At 61.4% G+C, this 19349-nt stretch carries 11 protein-coding genes; 3 read left to right on the plus strand and 8 right to left on the minus strand.

Going from position 1 to position 19349, the window contains the following annotated elements; translation table 11 throughout:
• The first annotated feature begins 83 nt into the window (after positions 1-83).
• A complete protein-coding gene (locus L6R21_17220) occupies positions 84-1814 on the plus strand; it encodes a peptidylprolyl isomerase (GenBank protein MCK6560939.1) in 1731 nt (576 codons plus the stop codon).
• Positions 1815-1954: 140 nt separating this feature from the next.
• Here the strand turns inward: L6R21_17220 and L6R21_17225 are convergent, their stop codons facing one another.
• The 8 genes from L6R21_17225 to L6R21_17260 all read right to left on the minus strand — a co-directional run bounded on the left by L6R21_17225 (position 1955) and on the right by L6R21_17260 (position 13759).
• Positions 1955-2851, minus strand: a complete 897-nt coding sequence (locus L6R21_17225; GenBank protein ID MCK6560940.1) for a carbohydrate ABC transporter permease — start codon at positions 2849-2851, stop codon at positions 1955-1957.
• Positions 2844-5267: an extracellular solute-binding protein gene (locus L6R21_17230; protein ID MCK6560941.1), complete on the minus strand. Its 2424-nt coding sequence runs from the start codon at positions 5265-5267 to the stop codon at positions 2844-2846. The genes L6R21_17225 and L6R21_17230 overlap by 8 nt, the downstream gene beginning before the upstream one ends.
• 12 nt (positions 5268-5279) lie before the next feature.
• Positions 5280-7169: a family 10 glycosylhydrolase gene (locus L6R21_17235; protein ID MCK6560942.1), complete on the minus strand. Its 1890-nt coding sequence runs from the start codon at positions 7167-7169 to the stop codon at positions 5280-5282.
• A complete protein-coding gene (locus tag L6R21_17240) occupies positions 7159-7962 on the minus strand; it encodes an AAC(3) family N-acetyltransferase (protein ID MCK6560943.1) in 804 nt (267 codons plus the stop codon). The genes L6R21_17235 and L6R21_17240 overlap by 11 nt, the downstream gene beginning before the upstream one ends.
• Before the next feature lie 56 nt (positions 7963-8018).
• Entirely contained in the window at positions 8019-9428 is a 1410-nt protein-coding gene (locus L6R21_17245) for a DUF5009 domain-containing protein (protein ID MCK6560944.1), read from the minus strand.
• The gene (locus L6R21_17250) at positions 9428-10771 is read right to left on the minus strand and encodes an FAD-dependent oxidoreductase (GenBank protein MCK6560945.1); all 1344 of its coding nucleotides are present in this window, start codon (positions 10769-10771) and stop codon (positions 9428-9430) included. Before L6R21_17250 ends, L6R21_17245 begins: the two co-directional genes overlap by 1 nt.
• Before the next feature lie 53 nt (positions 10772-10824).
• On the minus strand, positions 10825-11505 hold the full coding sequence (locus L6R21_17255; protein MCK6560946.1) for an N-acetylmannosamine-6-phosphate 2-epimerase: 681 nt from the start codon (positions 11503-11505) through the stop codon (positions 10825-10827).
• A 73-nt stretch (positions 11506-11578) separates the two neighbouring features.
• Positions 11579-13759 carry a T9SS type A sorting domain-containing protein gene (locus L6R21_17260; GenBank protein MCK6560947.1) on the minus strand — a complete coding sequence of 727 codons (2181 nt, stop codon included), beginning with the start codon at positions 13757-13759 and terminating at the stop codon, positions 11579-11581.
• A 414-nt stretch (positions 13760-14173) separates the two neighbouring features.
• Between L6R21_17260 and L6R21_17265 the strand changes: the two genes are divergently transcribed.
• Complete coding sequence (locus L6R21_17265) at positions 14174-16609, plus strand: glycosyl transferase family 36 (GenBank protein ID MCK6560948.1); 2436 nt, start codon at positions 14174-14176, stop codon at positions 16607-16609.
• A gap of 42 nt (positions 16610-16651) precedes the next feature.
• A complete protein-coding gene (locus L6R21_17270; protein MCK6560949.1) occupies positions 16652-19339 on the plus strand; it encodes a TonB-dependent receptor in 2688 nt (895 codons plus the stop codon).
• Positions 19340-19349 lie beyond the last annotated feature (10 nt).

The raw sequence follows: 19349 nt of genomic DNA on the forward strand, positions 1-19349 counted from the left end.
TTTGTGAAAAAATTGGCGCTGGGCTTGAATCTTCGCAGAGCTGTGGCCGGCAAAGGATCGGTTCAAGATGGCAGCGCCGCGTGATGCGATTGACAACGATTCCCATGGTTGGCATGATGAAAACCGTTCCAATCCTGTCTAAAATCCGGTTCGCCGGCTGGATCAGCGCTGCGTGCATGCTCGTTCTCGCGGCGTGCCAGGGCGAGCGCCCGCCGTTAGTGGCGGAATGGCGGGAAATCAAGATCACCCAGTCCGATTTCGAGAGATCCTACTTTCAGTATTGGCAAACCACCAGCGCGCCCGATTCACCGGCGTTGCGCCGTCAGTTCGCGCAACAAATGATCGAACAGGAATTGATCGCGCACGTGGGCATGGCTAAAGGACTGCACCAAACCGCCGAAGTGCAGCGGCCCCTGCAGCGGGATTTCAGGCGCTTTCTGCGGCGGCGCTATCTCGAAGTGACGCTCAAGGACACCATCGCCGCGCCGACTGCAGCCGAAATCGCTGTCGCCCGGCAGCGGCAAAACACACAACTGCGCGTGCGGCAGTTGTTCGCCAGATCCGAAGAAGAAATGCAAAGCCTGAGGCAGCAGTTGCAGCAGGGCGTTCCCTTTGAAGCATTGGCAGCGGCCACCCTCCCCGACAGCGCGCTGGCCGCGGCCGGCGGGGATCTCGGCTGGCTCGGTTGGGGCGACACCGATCTGCCGGTGGAGGAGGCGCTTTATCAGCTCGAGCGCGGCGAGATTTCGCCGCCGGTGCAATCGTTGATGGGCTGGCATGTTTTCCGCGTGGATTCGATTCGCACCACGCTGCGCTTCGGCGAGGTAACCCCGTGGGAGCGGGAGGATCTTTACCAACGCCTGCTCAGCCGGCGGTTGGATATGGCCGCCGCCCGGCATTTGCGCGAGCTGGTGTGGAACAAACCGCTGGTGGTGAACATGGCCGTGCTCGGCCGCGTGTGGGAATATCTCGCGCCCATCCTGCAGCATTCGACGCAGCCGCGCTGGCCGCAGGCCTTGCAGGAGATCGAGCGCAAGCCGCCACTCGATTCGTTTCAGGAGATTGCGGCCACGGTGGCAGGCGAGCCGTTCACGGTGCAGGAATTCTTCGAGGCGCTGCCGGAGTTGCCGCGCCACTTGTTGCAGCCGAATTTGAAGAAAGCATTGGAAGTGGCGCTGCGTGATAAAATCTTGACGACAACCGCCCAAGCCGGCGGCTTCGCCAATGATCCGGTGGTGCGCGAGAAGGCCCGGCGCGCCGAGCTGCAGTACGCCTACCACGCGACCCTGGCCGCGCAAGACTCGGTTACCGATGCAGCGGCGGCGCTGCACGAATTCTATGCCAAACACCGCGCGCGCTACGGCGAGCGAGTCGAATCCGAAGTGTATGAGATTCTGGTTGCGCAGCGCGATTCCGCACTGGCCATCGCCAAGGCCATTCAAGCCGGCAGCGATTTTGGTGAAATGGCTCGGCGTTATTCCCGGCGGGCCGCAACACGGGAGCGCGGCGGTTTTCTGGGAGTGATTTCAGATCAGGAAAGCGCTTTTGGACAGCAGGCCGCGCGACTGCAGTCCGGCAATCTTTATGCGCCGTTGGCAACAGCGGAGGGATACAGCATCATACGCATTGGCCGGCAGAATCGCCGCGCGCCGAAATGGGAGGAGATCGAAGCACGCGTGCGCGAAGACTGGCAGCGGTCCGCGTGGCAAAGCAGGCAGCAAAGCCTGTTGCCCGCGGACTACCGCCCAGAAGCCATCAAGTTCTATGAAGAGAATCTCACCCAAGCCCTCCGGCAGCGGGGCACGGTGTTTTAGAACGGCAATGCCAGCGCTGTCGCTCTGCTGCAATCTTGCCCGAGCATAATCTCACCGCTCGTGTCGTTGGACGCGGTGGCCCCAGTTCCAGACCAACGTGACTGCCCGTCTGGGCCGGCTGCCCGGCCAGCATTTTCATTTCACTCCTTCATGCCCGCCAGGGCAATCCCCTGAATAAAGTATTTCTGCGCGGTGAAAAAGAGTGTGAACACCGGAATGATCATCAGCAGCGAGGCGGCGGTCAGCGGCCCCCATTCGGTTTCGCCGTAGCGCGAGGAAAAGGCCTGCAAGCCCAGCGAGAGCGTGTAGAGCGCCTGATCCTGCAAATAGATCAGGGGATTCAAAAAGTCGTTCCACGAGGCCATGAACTGCAGGATGATGACAGCGATCAAAGCCGGGCGCACCAGCGGCAGGGCAATGGTGAAGTAGGTGCGCCAGGAGCTGGCGCCGTCGATCTCCGCGGCCTCGAACAGTTCGCGCGGCAGCCCTTTGAAGAATTGCCGCAACAGAAAAATGTAGAACGCCGTGCCGAACAGTGAAGGCAGCCACAAGGGCGTGAGCGTGTCGACCAAGCCGAGCTTGGCGAAGATCAAGTATACCGGCACCATGGTGACTTGCGGCGGCAACATCATGGTGCTGAGCAGCAGCAGAAACATGGCTTCGCGGCCCGGCCAGCGATAGCGGGCAAAGGCAAACGCCACCAGCGAGCTGGCCAGCGCCGTCCCCAAAATGGAAAGGCTGGTGACCAGTATAGTGTTGCCGAGATAACGCCACAGCGGGATGCGCGCCATGGCGCGGCCGTAGTTGTCCCAGGCCACGGGATTCGGCACGAAGAACTCCGCTAACGTATCCGAGCTGACTACCTGGGCATCCGTCTTGAACGAGGTCGCGATCAGCCAGATGATGGGCAGGGCAAAGAGCAGCGAGGTGGCGCACAGCACCAGGTGATACAACACCCGGCGCTGGATGAACTGTTGCAACCGCTGCTGCCAGCCGGCAGCGCGGCCGCCTGCCGGTGCAAGTCGTCGATCATTCATCGGCATAGTAAACCCATTTCGGCGCCAGCTTGAAATTGACCAGCGTGAGGACGAGAATGATGAGAAAGAGAATCCACGCCATCGCGCTGGCGTAACCCATTTTGAAATATTTGAAAGCATTGTCGAACAGATAGAAGACATACATGCGCAGGGAATCCTCCGGGCCGCCGCGCGCGTCCAGCAAGTAGGGCTGCGTGAAGATTTGAAAATAGGCGATCAGGCTCATGATCAAATTGAAGAAGACATAAGGGCTGAGCAGGGGCAGAGTGATGCGGAAGAAGCGGCCCACCGTGCCCGCGCCATCGATGCGCGCCGCCTCGTAGAGCGAGGGTGGGATGCTCTTCAGGCCGGCAAGCCAAATCACCATCGAGCCGCCCGCGCCCCACAGCAGCATCATGATGACCGCAACTTTGGTGTAGCGGGGATCGCCCAGCCAGTTGATCGAAGCCATGCCCGCCTGGGCCAGCACGAAATTGATCAGCCCGTTTTGCGGATTAAGCAGAAACATCCACACGATCGCCACTGCCACCGCGGGCACGATCGCGGGCAGATAGAGAATGGTGCGATACCAGCGCACGCTGCGGCCGGTTTGATTGACCAGCAGTGCGATGCTCAGGCCGGTGATCAAACTCAGCGGCACACCGAAGGCGGCAAGATAGAGCGTGTTGCCCAGGCTTCTCCAAAACATCATGTCCTGGCCGCTGAACATCGCGACAAAGTTTTTGAATCCCACCCAGCGCGGCAGCGAGAGCACATCGTATTCGGTGAGACTGAGCAGGAGGGAAGTCAGCGTCGGCCAGAACATGAGCACGAGAAAGCCGATGACCCACGGCAATGCGAAGATCAAACCGGTTCTGGCCTCCAGCCAGGCGCGCGGCGAGGCTTGACGCAGCCGCCGCAAGTGCCAGAGGAGCACGGCCAGCCCGGTCAGCAGCAGCACCGCGGCCAGCGCGAAACTCCATTGCAGCGGCACGACGGGCCGCGTTTCATCGGCGTAGAAAGCATCCACGGCTTTTTGTACCTGTTGTGCGCTCTCGCGCAGCGCCTGCTCCGGCGTGAGCGCGCCGTAAGTCGCCAGATCGGTGGCGCGCACATGCTCATCCCACAACTGCTGGCCCACCGGCGTCACCGGCCGAAAATGCGAGACGTTCAACAGCTCAACGAAGACTTCCTGCGCGCGCTGCAGAGCCGGCACGGGAATCGGAAAGGCGCGCAGCCGCTCTTCATTCGCAGCTTTGTGCGCGATCAGTTTGGGGACGTAGAGGGCGTTGCCGGTCTCGGCATTCACCCGGCTTTGTTCCTCGCCCTCGGCAAGCAAGCCGGCTGGTGAGACCAGATACTCGATGAGGCGCCAGGTTTCATCGGGATGCTTGCTTTTGGTTGGAATGACCCAGGCAAAGCCGCCCGACCATGTGGTCGTCGGCTTGCCTGGCGGTGCGGGCGGCGGAGCCACGCCCAGCTCGAAATCCGGCGCCAGGCGCGCGAGTTTGTTGAGATACCAATTGCCGTCGATGCGCATTGCCAACTTGCCGATGAGGAAAGGATCGGTCGCGTCGCGACCATAACCGCGCTCGAACGGATCCACCACGTCGCGGCGTCCGCCCAAAGCATCATAGAGGCGTTTGATGTAAACGAGCGCCTCGCGCACTTCCGGACTGTCGAGCAGCACGCGGCGGCCATCTTCGCTCAGAAAGCGGGCGCCGTTGAGCCAGCCGTAGAGATAGAGCCAGGAATTGCCGAGAATCGGCGCGAATCCGAGTTGTTCGGCCTGGCCCTGGGCATTGTATTTCGTCAGGCGTTGCGCATAGACGATGAGTTCCTCCCAGTCGCGCGGCGGCCGTTCCGGATCCAGGCCGGCGGCGCGAAACAGCTTCTTGTTCCAAAAAAAGGCGCGGGCGTCAGTGCCATAAGGAATGCCGTACAGCCGGCCGTCGAAAGTGCATTCCGCCCGTGGCGCGGTGTAAAAGTCAGCAGGATTGACAGTGGAGTTGGCGACGTAATCATCCAACGGCAGCAGCGCGCCGCGCGCCGCCCAGCCTGCCAGCGTGAAACGATCGAGAAAAACCAAATCAGGTGTTTTGCCGGCGGCCAGCGCGGTCATGAATTTCTGGCTGAAGCCGCTGCCCTCGGTCGCAACTTCCGCTTTGCCCGCCGTGACGATTTTCAAGGCGATCCCGGGTTGGCCGGCAGCATATCGTTCCAAGACCCGCACCAGGCCAAGATCATCCGTGTGCGGCGAGAGTCCCCAAATCGTGATCTGTTTGGGTTGGTCTGCGGCGGTTGTCGGCAGTGCGCACAGCAGCGCCAAGCAGCCCAAGCGTACCAGCCTGGTGAGCAAGGATCGGCGTGGCTGGGATTCAGCCGGGGCGCGTGCCGCCGCAGCCGAGCGAAAGTGGTTGCCGGAGTTTTGCATCATCAGTCTCAAGGGTTATCGAAGCAACAGCAGTTTGCGGGTCAGGCGTTGCGCGCCCACCTCCAGTTGAGCCAAATACAAACCGCTGGCAAGCTCCAGCGCCTGCCAAGTGATTTCATGTCTGCCGGCAGGCTTGAAGGCGTCGATTAAAGTCGTGATCAGCTTGCCGTTGGCGTCATAGATCTTGAGGCGGACGTGGCTCGCTTGCGCCAGCGAGAATTGCATGCGGGTCGCGGCATTGAAGGGATTGGGATAATTTGGAGACAGCATGAAATCCGGGCGGCTGGCGGAAACGGTTTCGCGCTGAGCAACTGCAGTGACCACGACCTGCGGTGAGAGCTTGCGGTTGATCATGATCATCGCGGCGTCTGCGATCAAGTTCTCACCGCGCGCCGCCAGTGTATTATCCAGCTTGAGAACGCGCCGCATGCCGGCCGGCAAATAAATATCCGCAATCTTCTGCCAGCCGGCGCTCGCGAGGTCGGTTTGATCCCGCACGAAAGAACTCGAGTCGGAACCGGAGAAGACGGTGAAGCGCGCCTGCCTGGTGTTGGTGCTCGCAGGAACGAAATAAGCATACACGCCGAACCAGGCCGCGAATGGAACATTGAATTCATACGAAATCGTGGCCAAACTGCCGGCAGCGGCACGCAGCACGTTGCCGCGAAAACCATTGAAATTGGCGGCGGCCCACGCGCCGGTCACCGCTGCGCCGGCCTCATCTTCGTTCACGATGGTGGCTTTGGGCCGCCACACTTGGCCGTTGCGTTCCGGCAGCAACGCCGGCTGGGCATAGTAGGTTGCTTGCAAGGTGTCGCCCAGCAAATTGTTGCGGCTGCGCAGCGCTTCGTAGAAAAAGAACACTTCACCGCTGACGTTGCGTTCGCGGTTGGCGCGCAAGCAGGCCAGTAGAAACTCCGGGGTGATGAGATAACTGCCCACCTGCGCGAGCAGGCCCGCATAAAACGTGCGCCGGCGATCCAGCGGCACGTAGCTCAGCGATTTGTTCAATTCAAAGAGATAATCGGAAAAGCTGTAGCGGTAGAGTTGCGGGATGAAGTTGTCGACAATGCCCTGTTCCACCCAGGTCTTGCCGTCCTGCAAATATTCCTCGTACGACCAGGGGTAAACACTCGGACTGGAGGAGACCAGGAGATGCTCGCCGCGCGCCTTGATGCTGTCGCGCACGGTGCGATAGAAGGCATTGAGTTGATCGGCGCGCCAGCGCTGCCAGGCCGTGTCTCGGAAATTCGCGGGCGGCGCGGCGCCGTTGTGTTCGGCGCGGTAAAGCGCGACCGTCGCGGCCTCGTATCCGCCTTCCACCGGCAGGGCGGGAATGCGGTCGGAGAATTCGATGCCGTCGACGTCGTAGTGATCGAGAATCTCGGTGACCAGCGCCAGCATCCAGCGCTGCACTTCGGGATTGATCGCCGACATCCAATCAAAGCCGTTCTTGACCACCAGCCTGCCGCTGCTGTCGCGCAAGGCCCAATCGGGATAGCGCGCGAGAATGTGGCCGCCGTTTTGCGAGTAGGAAGCGGCAAAGCCGTATTCGAACCAGGGCAGCACCTCCAGGCCGTTGCGATGCGCTTCGATGAGCACGCGGCCGAGCGGATCGCGACCGTCAAATTCAGGCAAAATGGGCGCGTTGAAGTAATCATCCATCACCAGGCTGGGATAGAGGGTGTGGCCGCGATTGAGCACCACCGGCAACACTACGTTCAGCCCGGCGCCGGCAAGATAATCCATGGCCTCCGCAATGTTGGCATCGGAGAAAAGCACCTGGCTGTCGACGTTGGTGAGCTTGACGCCGCGCAATTCCTGCAGCGGTTGCGCGCTCATCGGCGCAGCGGCCAGCAGCACCAGCAGCGTGATCGAGACTGCCGAATGGCGCTCAAGAGACATGACATGCCTTTCGTCGGGCGTCGCAGGCCGGACAAGTGCCCGGCGCGCACAGCAAGCCGGCGGGATGCTCGCGGAGAAATTCCAAACCCTCCTCATACAAGCGCGCCACCGGGATCAGATAACTGCGCAGCCCGGCGTGCTGAAGCGGCATCAGACGGCGTTGCGCCAACAAATGATATTCCAAATTGATGAATGAGCGGCTGCAGCCCGGAACTTCCTGCAGCGGCTGTTCACCGCGTGCGGAAACTGCGATTGGTAGAATGCCTTCATGCGCCCAGGGGAACACCGCAAGCCAGGGCAGCTTCGCTTTGCTCTCCAAATAATGTCCAAACGTCAGCGCTGAAAAATCGACGCCCAGCAGGGCGATGGCTGAATCGCTTTTGGCTTGCAGCCAGGCGAGCACGCTGCCCTCGCCGAGCGGGCAGGTGGGAGAGTTGTCCGCCTCAACTTCTTCGGTGATTTTTCCCCACAGCGCGAACGAATGGGTCGGCGCGGCGGTGCGACGCACGCCCGCACTGCGGCGGAATCTCTCGGAGACGTAGCCTGTATCGCCGGGCGTGTCGGCCGGTCGGAACGGCGTCGAATCACCGGTGGTCTTCTTGAAGCAATAGGAGAAAGCCGGCATGATCAAAGAGCCGTCCGCGGTGAGAAGCGACTGCAGGGCCGCAATCAGCGCTTCCGCATTGCTCGCGGGAAAGGCCGAACGGATTTTCCGCAGCGAGCAGTGCAGCAGCACATGCAGGCCCGGCCGCAGGCCGAGCGCGTGCAGGTAATCGGGCAGAGTCATGCGCATCGTGTCATCAGGTTCCTGGCGGACGCGAAGAATGCGCTGGTCGCGCGCAGCCGAGATCAAGTCCGCCAGATGATCTTTCTCTTGGTGAAAAAATTCACCATGAGCGCGAGCAGCCAGGTCAGCAAACAGCCCCGCAGAAATCCCAGCCACGGCGCGGCGGTGACCGCCTGCAGCAGCGGATAGAGGCCGGTGAGTTGCAGCACCGGCATGATCGCAAACGACACGCCGATGTAGGCCAGCATCGGATTCTGGCCGTTGGCGATGAGAAGCTGAAATCCGCGCCGCCGCTGCCAAACTTCGATGAGAATGATGAGCGCAATCAGCAGAAAGATTGCCAGCCCGGCGGTGACGAAGTAGTAGCTCAGTGTCGGATGATCCTTCTTGATGCCGCCCTCAAAAGGTTCGAACAAAAGCCCGAGCAGCATCCAGTAAGCGCCCCAACTATACAGCTTGGCCAGCAGGCTTTCGGTGCGGTTGCGCGGACGGCGCACCAGCCAGGCGCCGATCAGAAGCACAACCAAAGTAATCACCGCGGTGGCGGTCAGCCAGCGCGCCTGCAATCCGATCAAGAGGAAGATGACCAGGCCGATCATCATGGCCACCAGGGCAAGTTGCCGGCTTTTGTTCCAGGTGCGCATCGGCGTTTCTTCTTCGCGAGGAGAATTCATCCAGCGCAACAGCAGGTCGCCCGCAATCGTGCCGGGAATCACGAGAAAGAGATATTGCAGGTAATACAGTTTGTAGAACCACGGCGCGGGCGTGGCCTGCCACAGCCATGCCACCACGCCCGGCGTTGCGCCGGCCAGACGCAACGCCAGCAACACGCCAAGAATTCCCAGACGCGGAATCAGACGAGAGCGCGTGACGAGCCAGACCAGGCTGCCGAACACCGCCATGTTGGCGAGCACGATGATGATGATGTCGCTGCGGGTGAGTGCGAAGCCGCTGCCGTCGGGATAGCGGACGGTGGCGAGCAAGGCGATCGCAACGAGCCAGCCCGCGGTGCGCACGGCATAGCGCGCTGTGGGCTGCCAGGACTTCGGCAGCCGGGTGAAGATCGCGAAGAACGAGGCGAAAGCCAGCAAGCCGAGCAGCCAGTGTGTTGCAGTCGGTTGCGTGCTGAGCGCGTAGGGCTTGAGGTGCTGCAAATAAATGGCAAAGAAGCCGAGCAAGAAACCGCGCTGCAAGATCCCACCGGCGATTTTCCAGCGCGCGGCGCCTTGGCTCAGGCGCGTGGAAAGCGCGAGCGGCAGGGCCGCGCCCAGACAAAACAGAAACAGCGGAAAAACCAAATCAACCCAGGTGAGGCCCGGCAGGGTGGGATCGAACTTGTGCGCGGGCGGCGGCACTTGGGCATGATACATCCACGCCGGCAGAACGCCATACGGAATTACGCCGGAGAGCACCATCGTCAAGATGGCAAAGCCGCGCAGGGCATCGAGCGCATGACTGCGGGTGCGTTCCATTAGATGTTTCCCGCTTTGCTGAGATGGGCCTGCAACAGCGCCGGTGCCACCTGCCGCACGCGGCCGCCATGCGGCCGGGCGAGCGCCGCCAGCGCGCCGGCGGCTTCACCCACCGCGGCGGACGTCGCTTGAATGCGCAGCGCCGCGTGGCCGGCGCGCGTCGCCGACAGGCAGCGGCCGGCTACCAGCAGATTCTCCCAATCCTGCACGATAATTGCCCCCAGTGGAATTTCGTAGTATTGCCCCGGCTGCAAATGTTCCATGCGCGATTTCTCGCCTTTCTGGCCGTGCACGTCCACGCCGTAGCAGCCGCGCGCGATGCGATCGGGGAATTTGCGCGCGCCCATCACATCCTCGCCGGTCACGGCATAGTCGCCCACCGCGCGCCGGGTTTCGCGCACGCCCACTTGCACGCCGGTTTCAATCAAGTACGAGCGTTCGAAACCGGGCGCCCGTGCGCGCAACAGGTTGGCAATATTGAACACCTGCCTGCGGCCCTCGATCTCCGCGGCGGTCAGATCGAAAGAGGAGGAACCGTCTAGTCCCAGAATGTTGGTGGTGTTGAAGGCCGCTTCACCGTAAGCGGGCAGGGAAGTGAAAAAGAAGTATTCCACGGCTTCGGGGAGCAATCCCCGCTGCCGGGCCTGCCGAATGATGTCATAATACCCGGCAATGGCAACAATGCGTTCGTGATGATATTCCTTGGTGGACCAGGCAAAAAATTGTTCCGGGTGCGCGGCGACGTGCGCGACGGCGGCCTCGAGATCGATGCCGCCCATGCGAAAGAACATGGTCATCGCCTGCAGCAGGCCGGTTTGCTCATCGCCTTTGCGCCAGGGCGCGCCGGCGTGCAGCAGCAGTTCGCCGTCGCCGCTGGTGTCGATGAAGACTGCGGCGGAATGAGGCTGGGGCGCGCCGTTGTGCTGCAGCAGCACACTTCGCACCGTGCGGTCCTCCACGTGTGCGCCGAGCATGAGCGCATGCAGGCGCAGCTCGACGCCGGCTTCGATCAGCATCTCGGTGGCGACGCGCTTGAACGCCAGCGCGCTGAAGCCGTTTTCGATCATCCCGCCGATGGCCGCCATGCGCTGCGTCAGCTCTTCGAAGAGGCCGCCCACCAGCGGCTGGCGCCGGCCGTCCTCGGTTTCGATCCAAAACTTCATGAAGGGCGTGACCATGCCCGCAGTCGACATGCCGCCGAGAAAGCCGTAACGCTCCACCAGCAAGGTGCGTGCGCCCAGGCGGGCGGCGCTGGCAGCGGCACAAATGCCCGCAACGCCGCCGCCCACGACGATCACCTCATGGCTTTGGCGCGGGGAAAGCTGATTGGGTCCCGAGATCATGTGTGGTCATTTGCAAACTGATTTCGGCTTCTCTGCTGCGGCCGCCGGAGCGCTCACCGTTTCTGCATGGCCGCCACAAAACGCCGGGTGATCAACTGCGGCCGGGTAATCGCGCTGCCGACACACACGGCAAATGCGCCTGCGGCCAGGGCCCGTTGGGCTTGCTGCGCTTCCCAGATGCGGCCCTCGGCGATGACCGGCACGCTGACCGCACGGTGCAATGAAGCAATCAGCGCGTAGTCCGGTTCTTCATCCTGCCGGCCGGCAGTGGCGGGCGTGTAGCCGGACATGGTCGTGGCCACCGCTTCCGCGCCCAGTTCCGCCGCTGTCACGCCTTCGGCGTGCGTTGCGATGTCCGCCAGAATCGGGATGCGATAGCGCTGCTTGACCGCGCGCAGGAAATCGAAGCCATGCCAGCCATTGGGGCGCTGCCGATCGGTGGCATCCAGCGCAATGATGTCCGCGCCGGCAGCGATCATCTCTTCGAGGTCCGAAAAATCCGGCGTGATCAAGACCGCGCCGTCCGTAAACGTGCCTTTGATCAAGCCAATGATCGGCAGCTTGACCGCCGTTTTGAGGGCGCGGATTTTTTCCAGTCCTTCCGTGCGAATCGCCACGGCGCCGCCAATCTCCGCGCAGCGCGCCAGTGCCGCAAGATATTCGGGACGATTCAACGGCTCGTCGCCGGTGGCCTGGCAGGACACGATCAAACCGTTTTGCAGTGCAGCGAACATGCTGTGCCTTCCTGTTGCGATTGCATTCCTGAAACCTCGCGCCGCTCTGCCGCGGCAGAGCGGCAAGCGAAGGCTATTTGAGATAAAGCATTCTACCCGTTTGCACGTGATCGCCGGCCTGCAGGCGATAGAGGTAGAGGCCGCTGGGTTCGCTGCGCGGTGTCCACGTGACTTGATAGCGGCCGGCCACCAGGGAGCGATTGACCAGCGTCGTGATTTCCTGGCCTGCCAGGTTGAAAACTTTCAGGCTGACCGGCGCTGCCGCCGGCAGCTCGAAGGCGATGGTGGTGCCGGGGTTGAAGGGATTCGGATAGTTCTGCAGCAGGCGGTATTCGCGCACGAAGGCCGCGGCAGGCGTTTGCTCGACCGCGGTGATACTGCCGGGCGAGCCGATCACTTTCAGCCGCATGCCGAAGGCGGCGGCGTCGCGCCACAAATCAAGCCCGCGGCCCATGCGCAGGAAGCTGTTGGTGCCGTCCTGGTTATTGACCCGGTCTTCATCGGTAAGATCGATGTCGAAGGGGATCACATGCCGGTCTTGCGGCACGTAGCGCGGCCATTCGATGTTCTTCTGCGGGGAGACTTGCTTTGCGATCTTACCGGCGAGCGAGGCCAGCGGGAGGCGCCACTCCAAATCATAACCCTTTTCGTCGGTCCACTGCAGCAGCGCCAGCTCCGTATTGGTCAGGAACGTATCGACGTAGCTCCAGGCGTAGTTGATGACGTCGAGGCCTTGCGCATAGAAAGCGCCGTTTGCCAGCGTGTTGTCATAGGTTTGAATGTTGACGCCCAGTTGGAAATCCGCGCCGCGGGTGGCTTGGTCGGGATCATCGTCCGTCCCCGGCTTGATGCGATGCGTGCGGCCGCCGGCCACAATTTGTCCGGTGGCGGGATCGATGATGTTGACATCGCGAACATGCGGACTGCGCGGCAAATCGCCGATGTCATACAGGCCGAGGTAAATGGCGAGATGTTCCTGGGTGAACATGAGATTGGCGTCATTCTTCGTGCGGCGTGCATGTTGAAATGCGCCGGTGCCTTGCGGTTCATCGCGCACGCGCGCGGCAAAGTAGATGTTGTCTTGATCCAGGCGCACGGCGATATAGCCGCCGAAGTCCGCCGGCGAGCTGAGTACGTCGCCGTTTTGAAAAATGTACTGATGATTCGGACTGTCCTGACTGATGCCGATGAATTGCGAAGTCGCCCACTCCGCCAGGTCGCCGTCGACCGTCACGCCGGCGGCCGCGGGCGCGAAGCCGGCGTGGCAGTAGTTGCCGGCATTCTTCCCGCCGCTCACGTCGACCACCACACCACGGCCTTCCCAGGCAAAAGAATCACGCCAGAGATTGCTGCCGCGGCCCAGGCCGAGAAAATTGTTGTTGAAATCTTCCGGCGCGGCCAGCCGGTCGTCATCGGTAAGGTCGATGTCAAAGGGGATGACATCTCCGGCTTGGGGCCGGTAGAGCGGCCATTCGATGGCGGCCTGCGGCTTGGAGGCGCGCGCGATCTTTCCTGCCAGGGAGGCGAAGGGAACCCGCCATTCCAGCGTGAAGCCTCTTTCATTGCTCCACGGCTTGATCGCGAGTTCGGTGTTGGCAATCAGGGTATCGACATAGCCCCAGTTGAAGTTGATCACTTCATCGCCGCTGGCAGAATAGGCGCCGTTGGCCAGCGTCTTGTCATAGGTCTGAAAGTTTACGCCGAACTGATAGTCCGGCCCCCGGGTGGCGTTGTCGGGATCGTTGTCCGTGCCGGGCTTGATGCGATACGTTCTGCCGCCCTGCACCATCTGGCCGCTGGCCGGATCGATGATGTCAACCGTGTTGCGATGCGGACTGCCAGGCAGCGTTTCGATGTCATAGAGGCCGAGGTAAACGGCCAAATGGTCGAGGGCAAAAGTCAGGTTGGCATTCTGCCGCGTGCGGGGCGGATGGATGAGAATGCCGCCTTCATCGCGCACGTGTGCCGCAAAATAGATGTTGTCGTTGTCCATCTTGATGGCAACGTGGCCGCTGAAGTCCGCGGGCGAAGTGGTGGGCTTCGCGCCGGTGAACAGGCCGTGGGTCGGTCCGTCCTGGCTGAGATAGACGAACTCGGCATCACGCCAGTCCTGCAGCACGCCATCGATCGTTACCGGCTGGCCGTTGAGGGCAATCACATAGAGGTTGGCCGTGGCCGGGGGCAGATCTTGCGGCCATGCCGGCACACAGAACAGAAAGGCAGCCAGCCACAACAAAGTCTTCACGAGTTTCATAAGCATGCTCCTTCGCATCAGGGGTGGGAACGGCGACGTAACGCTTGCCGGCCGGTGCTGATTGGGCACGGTTGCTGCAGTCCGGGACGTTGATGTTTTAATTGATTGCCTGAACAAATATACCGCATCCTTTCTCATTGTCAAGCTCTTTCTCCGGCGGGAGGCGAGAAGATTCCGGCGTCGTCGCCACGAAAGGGCTTGACAATGATCCGGCTTTGCTATATTTTCGCCCTTTGAAATAGCGGCCGTCCGTTGCCACTGCCCCGGCGCCCCTCCGGCCCGGCCGGCGGCGGCGCTGCGGCTGCGCCGCGCCCACCGCGACAGGATGGCAAATTCGTTTGTTAGGAGACAGAACCAACAAATCCCAAGCCGTTACCGTGGATCAGCAGGTCAATCAAACCGATTGCGGCCCGCATGTCTGATCACAACCAGAATTCCCTCCCGCACAACCCCTACGGCCACCTCACGCCCGAGCATCGTGAATTCGTCATTACCCGCCCGGACACGCCCGCGCCCTGGGTGAACTATTTGTGGAATGAACGCTACCAGGCGCTGATCAGCCACGTGGGCGGCGGTTTCTCCTTCGTGCAGGATCCGCGCGACAATCGCATTCTGCGCTTTCGCTACAACAGCCTGCCCTGGGATCAACCCGGCCGTTATCTCTATTTGCACGACGGCCATGAGTATTGGTCGCTCTCCTGGGTGCCCACGCAAATGCTGGCCTATGATCATTACGAGGCCCGGCACGGCCTGGGCTACACCACCATCGCCACGGCGCGAAGAGACGTGTGGAGCGAAGTCACCTTCTTCGTCCCGCGCGGCGAGGCGCTGGAATGCTGGCTGGTCAAACTCGAGAATCGCGGCCACGAGCACAAGCGCTTCGATCTGTTTGCCTATGCCGAGCTTTGTCTGGGAAATGCGCTCAATGATCTGATCAATCAGCCCAATGACAAACATTTCAGTGAGGTGCGTTTTCGCCGCGAATGGCGCGCCTTGGCTGCCACGCGCAACTATTGGAAGAACACGCGCGGCGTGTCGGTGGAGCAACCCAATCAAGACTGGCCGTTCGTCGTCTATTTCGCCACCACCCTGCCGCAGGCGCCAGCCGGGTTCGACGGCGGCAAGGATCATTTCATTGGCCGCTGGCGTTCGGAGGCCAATCCTGAAGCGGTGCAGCGGCGGCGCTGTTTTGATTCCGAGATCACGCACGGCGATCCCTGCGTCGCGCTGCAACATGGCCTGGAACTCGCTCCCGGCGCGGCGCTGACGTTTGCGGTGCTGCTCGGTGTCGCCGACAAAACTGCTGCGGACGAGCAGGTTCCGCCTCTCCTGCAGCGCTATCGCCAGGGCGATGCGGTTGCGGCCGCCCTCGCGCAGGTCAAAGCCCATTGGCACAAGCATCTCTCCGTGCTGCAGGTCGAAACGCCCGATGCTGCCTTCAATGCGTTGATCAACGTTTGGACGCGCTATCAAACCGCGGTCACATTCGACATGGCGCGCAATGCCGGCTATTATCACGGCGGCCTGCTGTTCGGCACCGGCATTCGCGATCAATGCCAGGATCTCTGGGGCCCGCTGCTCGCCGAACCCGCGGCAGTAAAGGCGCGCTTGATCGAAGTCGCCTCCTACCAATTCGCCGACGGCTCGACCCTGCACAATTATTTCCGCCTCGCGCGCACCGGCGAGCGCACCGGCCATTCCGACACGCCGCTATGGCTGCCTTTCGCGCTGATGAATTATCTCAAAGAAACCGGCGATTTTTCCCTGCTCGAAGAGAGCGTGCCGTTTTGCGATCGCGGTGCGGCTGCGCTGCGGCGGCATCTGACGCTGGCGCTCGATTATGTCATCAGCCAGCTCACGGCGCGGCATCTGCCGCGGTTTGGACCGGGCGATTGGAACGACACGCTCGACTATGTCGGCCGCGGCGGCGCCGGTGAAACCACTTGGGGCGCGGCCTTCCTGTGTTATCTCCTGCGCGAGGCCGAGGTGCTGTTTGATCATCTCGGTGACCGCGCAACGGCACGGCACTATCGCGCTGTCTACGAGCAGGTGAAGGCTGCGATCAACGCGCTGGCTTGGGATGGCCACTGGTACGTGCGTGGTTTCAAGGACAACGGTGAAGCGTTCGGCTCACACCGCGATCGCGAAGGACAGATTTTCATCGAGCCGCAATCATGGGCCGTGCTCTCCGGCGTGGCGACCGGCGCACGGGCGCAACAGACGTTGCGATCGGTGCGCGAAAAACTCATGACGCCTTTTGGTCCGCAAATCGTCTTCCCCGCTTATCGCACGGTCGATCCGGCGATTGGCCTGGCGACGCGCTGCGTGCCGGGCAAAAAGGAAAACGGCGCGGTGTTCAATCATGCCGCCGCATGGTATGTTTGCGCCGAGCTGCTGCATGGCGAAACCGAACTCGGCTGGCAAACCTATCGCGACATGATGCCGATCAACAGCAGCAGCCGCGCCGGGCAGGATCGCTATAAAACCGAGCCGTACGTCTTTGCCGAGTATCTCACCAGCCCGGAGCATCCCACCGCGGGTGAGGCGAGCCATTCCTGGCTGACCGGCTCTGCCGTGTGGATGCTGCGCATCGGCACGGACGTGATTCTGGGGTTGCAGCCAACTTATCAGGGCCTCAAGCTGGATCCGCATTTGCCGGCCGCCTGGCCGCGCGTGCGGCTGCGCCGCGAGTTTCGCGGCACGATCTATGAAGTCGAAATCGAGCAAAGCGCGAAGTTCGAAACCCCGCGGCGCCTGCTGGTGAACGGCGAAGTTTGCACCGACGACGTTTTGCCGCAGCGGCCGGGCGCCGTGCTGCACGTGCACCTGCAGGTGCGCGTGGCAGCGTGATTCCCTGCGAGTGTGTTCATCTCTTCACTGAAAAGGTCGGTTATGCGCATTTCCCCCGCGATTCCAGAGCGTTTGGCGCGTGCCTTGATCGGCGTTTTGTTGTTGCCTCTGGCGGCCATGGCCGGCACGACCGGCAAGATCGCCGGGCAGGTGACCGACGCCAGAACCGGCGAGCCTTTGCCGGGCGCCACGGTGATCATCCGCGCGCAGATTGTTGACGGCCGTGAAACCGCGCTGCAACCCGTGCAGGGCACCGGCGCGGATGGCCAGGGCCGCTATTTTCTCATTAATGTGCGGCCCGGACAGTACGTGCTGGAAGCCTCGGTGATCGGCTACCAACGCGTGGTGAAGCGGCCCATTCGCGTCGAAGTCGATCGCACCAGCACCATTGATTTTGCCTTGAGTGAAGAAGCGCTCGCCGGCGAGGAAGTCGTGGTCACCGCCGAGCGGCCGCTGGTGGTCAAGGATTTGACTTCCTCTTCCGCCAAAGTCTCGGGCGAAGATCTCAAAGCCCTGCCGGTGGAAGGATTCCAGGAGGTGCTCACTTTGCAGGCGGGCGTGACGCGCGGCTTGGGCGGTGATCTCCACATTCGCGGCGGCCGCAGCAGCGAGATTCAGTTTTATGTCGACGGCATCGCCATCGCCAATCCCTTCAGCAACAGCCTGGCCGTGCCGGTGGAAAACAATGCGATTCAAGAGCTGGAGGTGATCAGCGGCACCTTCAATGCCGAATACGGCCAGGCGATGAGCGGCATCGTCAACATCGTCACGCGCGAAGGTTCCGAAAGCTATCGCGGTAGTTTCTCGGTTTACTCCGGTGACTTCCTTTCCAGCCGCGATGAGGTTTTCTACAACATCGACGCGATCGATCCGCTGGCGCAAAAGTACGCTGAAGCGGACTTCAGCGGCCCGCTGTTCACGCCCAAACTCAAGTTCTTTGCCTCCGGCCGTTTCACCGACCAGGAGAACTGGCTCTATGGCCGCCGCGTGTTTTTGCCCAACGATTCTTCCTCTTTTCGCGCCACCGATCCCAGCCAGTATTACCTCGAACGGCGCGGCGACTCTGCTGCGGTGGCGATGAATCCCTATCAAAGCCTGTCCGGCCAGGTGAAGCTCACCTACAACCTCACTGCGAAAATCAAGCTGTCGTACAACTTGCTCGCCAACGCCAGCGAAGGCCAGAGCTTCAGCAATTTCTATCGTTTCAATCCCGACTACCGGCCGACGAGCTACACCAGGGCCTATAATCACATGTTGCGCGTCGATCACGTGCTGGGCCGGCGCGCGTTCTACACGCTCAATCTCGCCTCCTATGAGAATGACGTGAAGAGCTACGTCTACAAAGATCCGTTCGACCCGCGTTATCGCGCGACCTTTGAGCGCGGCATTCAACCGCAGTTCGTGTTTTCCACCGGCGGCGTCAGTCCGGCGCATTTCTACCGCAACGGCAAAACCTACGCGCTGCGCGGCGACTTCACCATGCAGGTCAACAATGCCAATCTGGTCAAGGCCGGCGCCGAGGTGCGCTATCACAAGCTGAAGAATGAATTCTTCAATATCGAAGTCAACCCGCGCAAGTACGGCGACTACGCCGTGCGCATCCCGCCGCTGAGTTCCTTCGACCACGATGCCTATGACCGCGATCCGCTCGAATTCGCGGCCTACGTGCAGGACAAGATCGAGATCAAGGACTTGATCGTGAACGCCGGCCTGCGCTTCGATTATTTCGATGCCCGCACCACCGTGCCGGTGGATTTGCGCGATCCCGGCAACAAGATCTTCATTCAGGAGGAAGCACTCGCCTATCGCAACGTCAAGGCCAAAACGCAAGTCTCGCCGCGCCTGGGTCTGGCGTTTCCGATTACTGCCCAGGGCGTGATTCATGCCTCCTATGGCCAATTCTTCCAGATTCCCGAATTCAGCCGTCTGTACGACAACCCCGAATTCGAAGTGGTCGGCGCTTTCAACAGCATCATCGGCAACGCTGATCTGGATCCGCAGCGCACCGACATGTATGAAGTCGGCTTGCAGCAGCAGCTCACCAGCTTCCTGGCGGTGGATATCACCGGCTTCTATCGCGATGTGCGCAATCTGCTCGGCACGGATTTGCACGAAACCTATGCCGCGGATCTCTACGGCCGCTACACCAATTCCGATTACGGCAGCGTGCGCGGCGTGACGCTGTCGGCGGAAATTCGCCTGCCGTCGCATCATCTCACCGGCGGCTTTGATTATACCTATCAAGTGGCCAAGGGCATTGCCAGCGACCCGCGCCAGACTTTCTTCGATGCCCAGGGCCGCAACGAGAGCGCCATCGTGCTGGCGGATCTGGACTGGGACCTGCGCCACAACGGCAATGCTTATTTGAATTGGGCACATGCTTCCTGGGGCGGCAGCGTGATCGCCCGCTTGAATTCCGGATATCCTTTCACGCCCGCGCGCTTCATCGAATTGCGCAACGAAGGCCGCTACAAAGGCGATCTCTTTCTCGATCTGCGCGCCTACAAGCGCTTCAATTTCGGCACGGTCCGGCCTGAAATCTTCGTGAAGGTGGACAATCTACTCGACAGCTTCCGCCGCGATTTGCTGCCGCAAGTCGATCCGCGCGACGAGGCCGCGCACAGCGCCAACGGCCTTGATTTGATCAACACGCGCTATCAATTCGCCCTCAACCCGGCATCACAGCCCGTGCCGCGCGAGGTGAAATTCGGCGTGAAAGTCGATTTCTAATGCGCTGCTG

This window comes from bacterium (assembly GCA_023150945.1).
Classification (GTDB): domain Bacteria; phylum Zhuqueibacterota; class Zhuqueibacteria; order Zhuqueibacterales; family Zhuqueibacteraceae; genus Coneutiohabitans.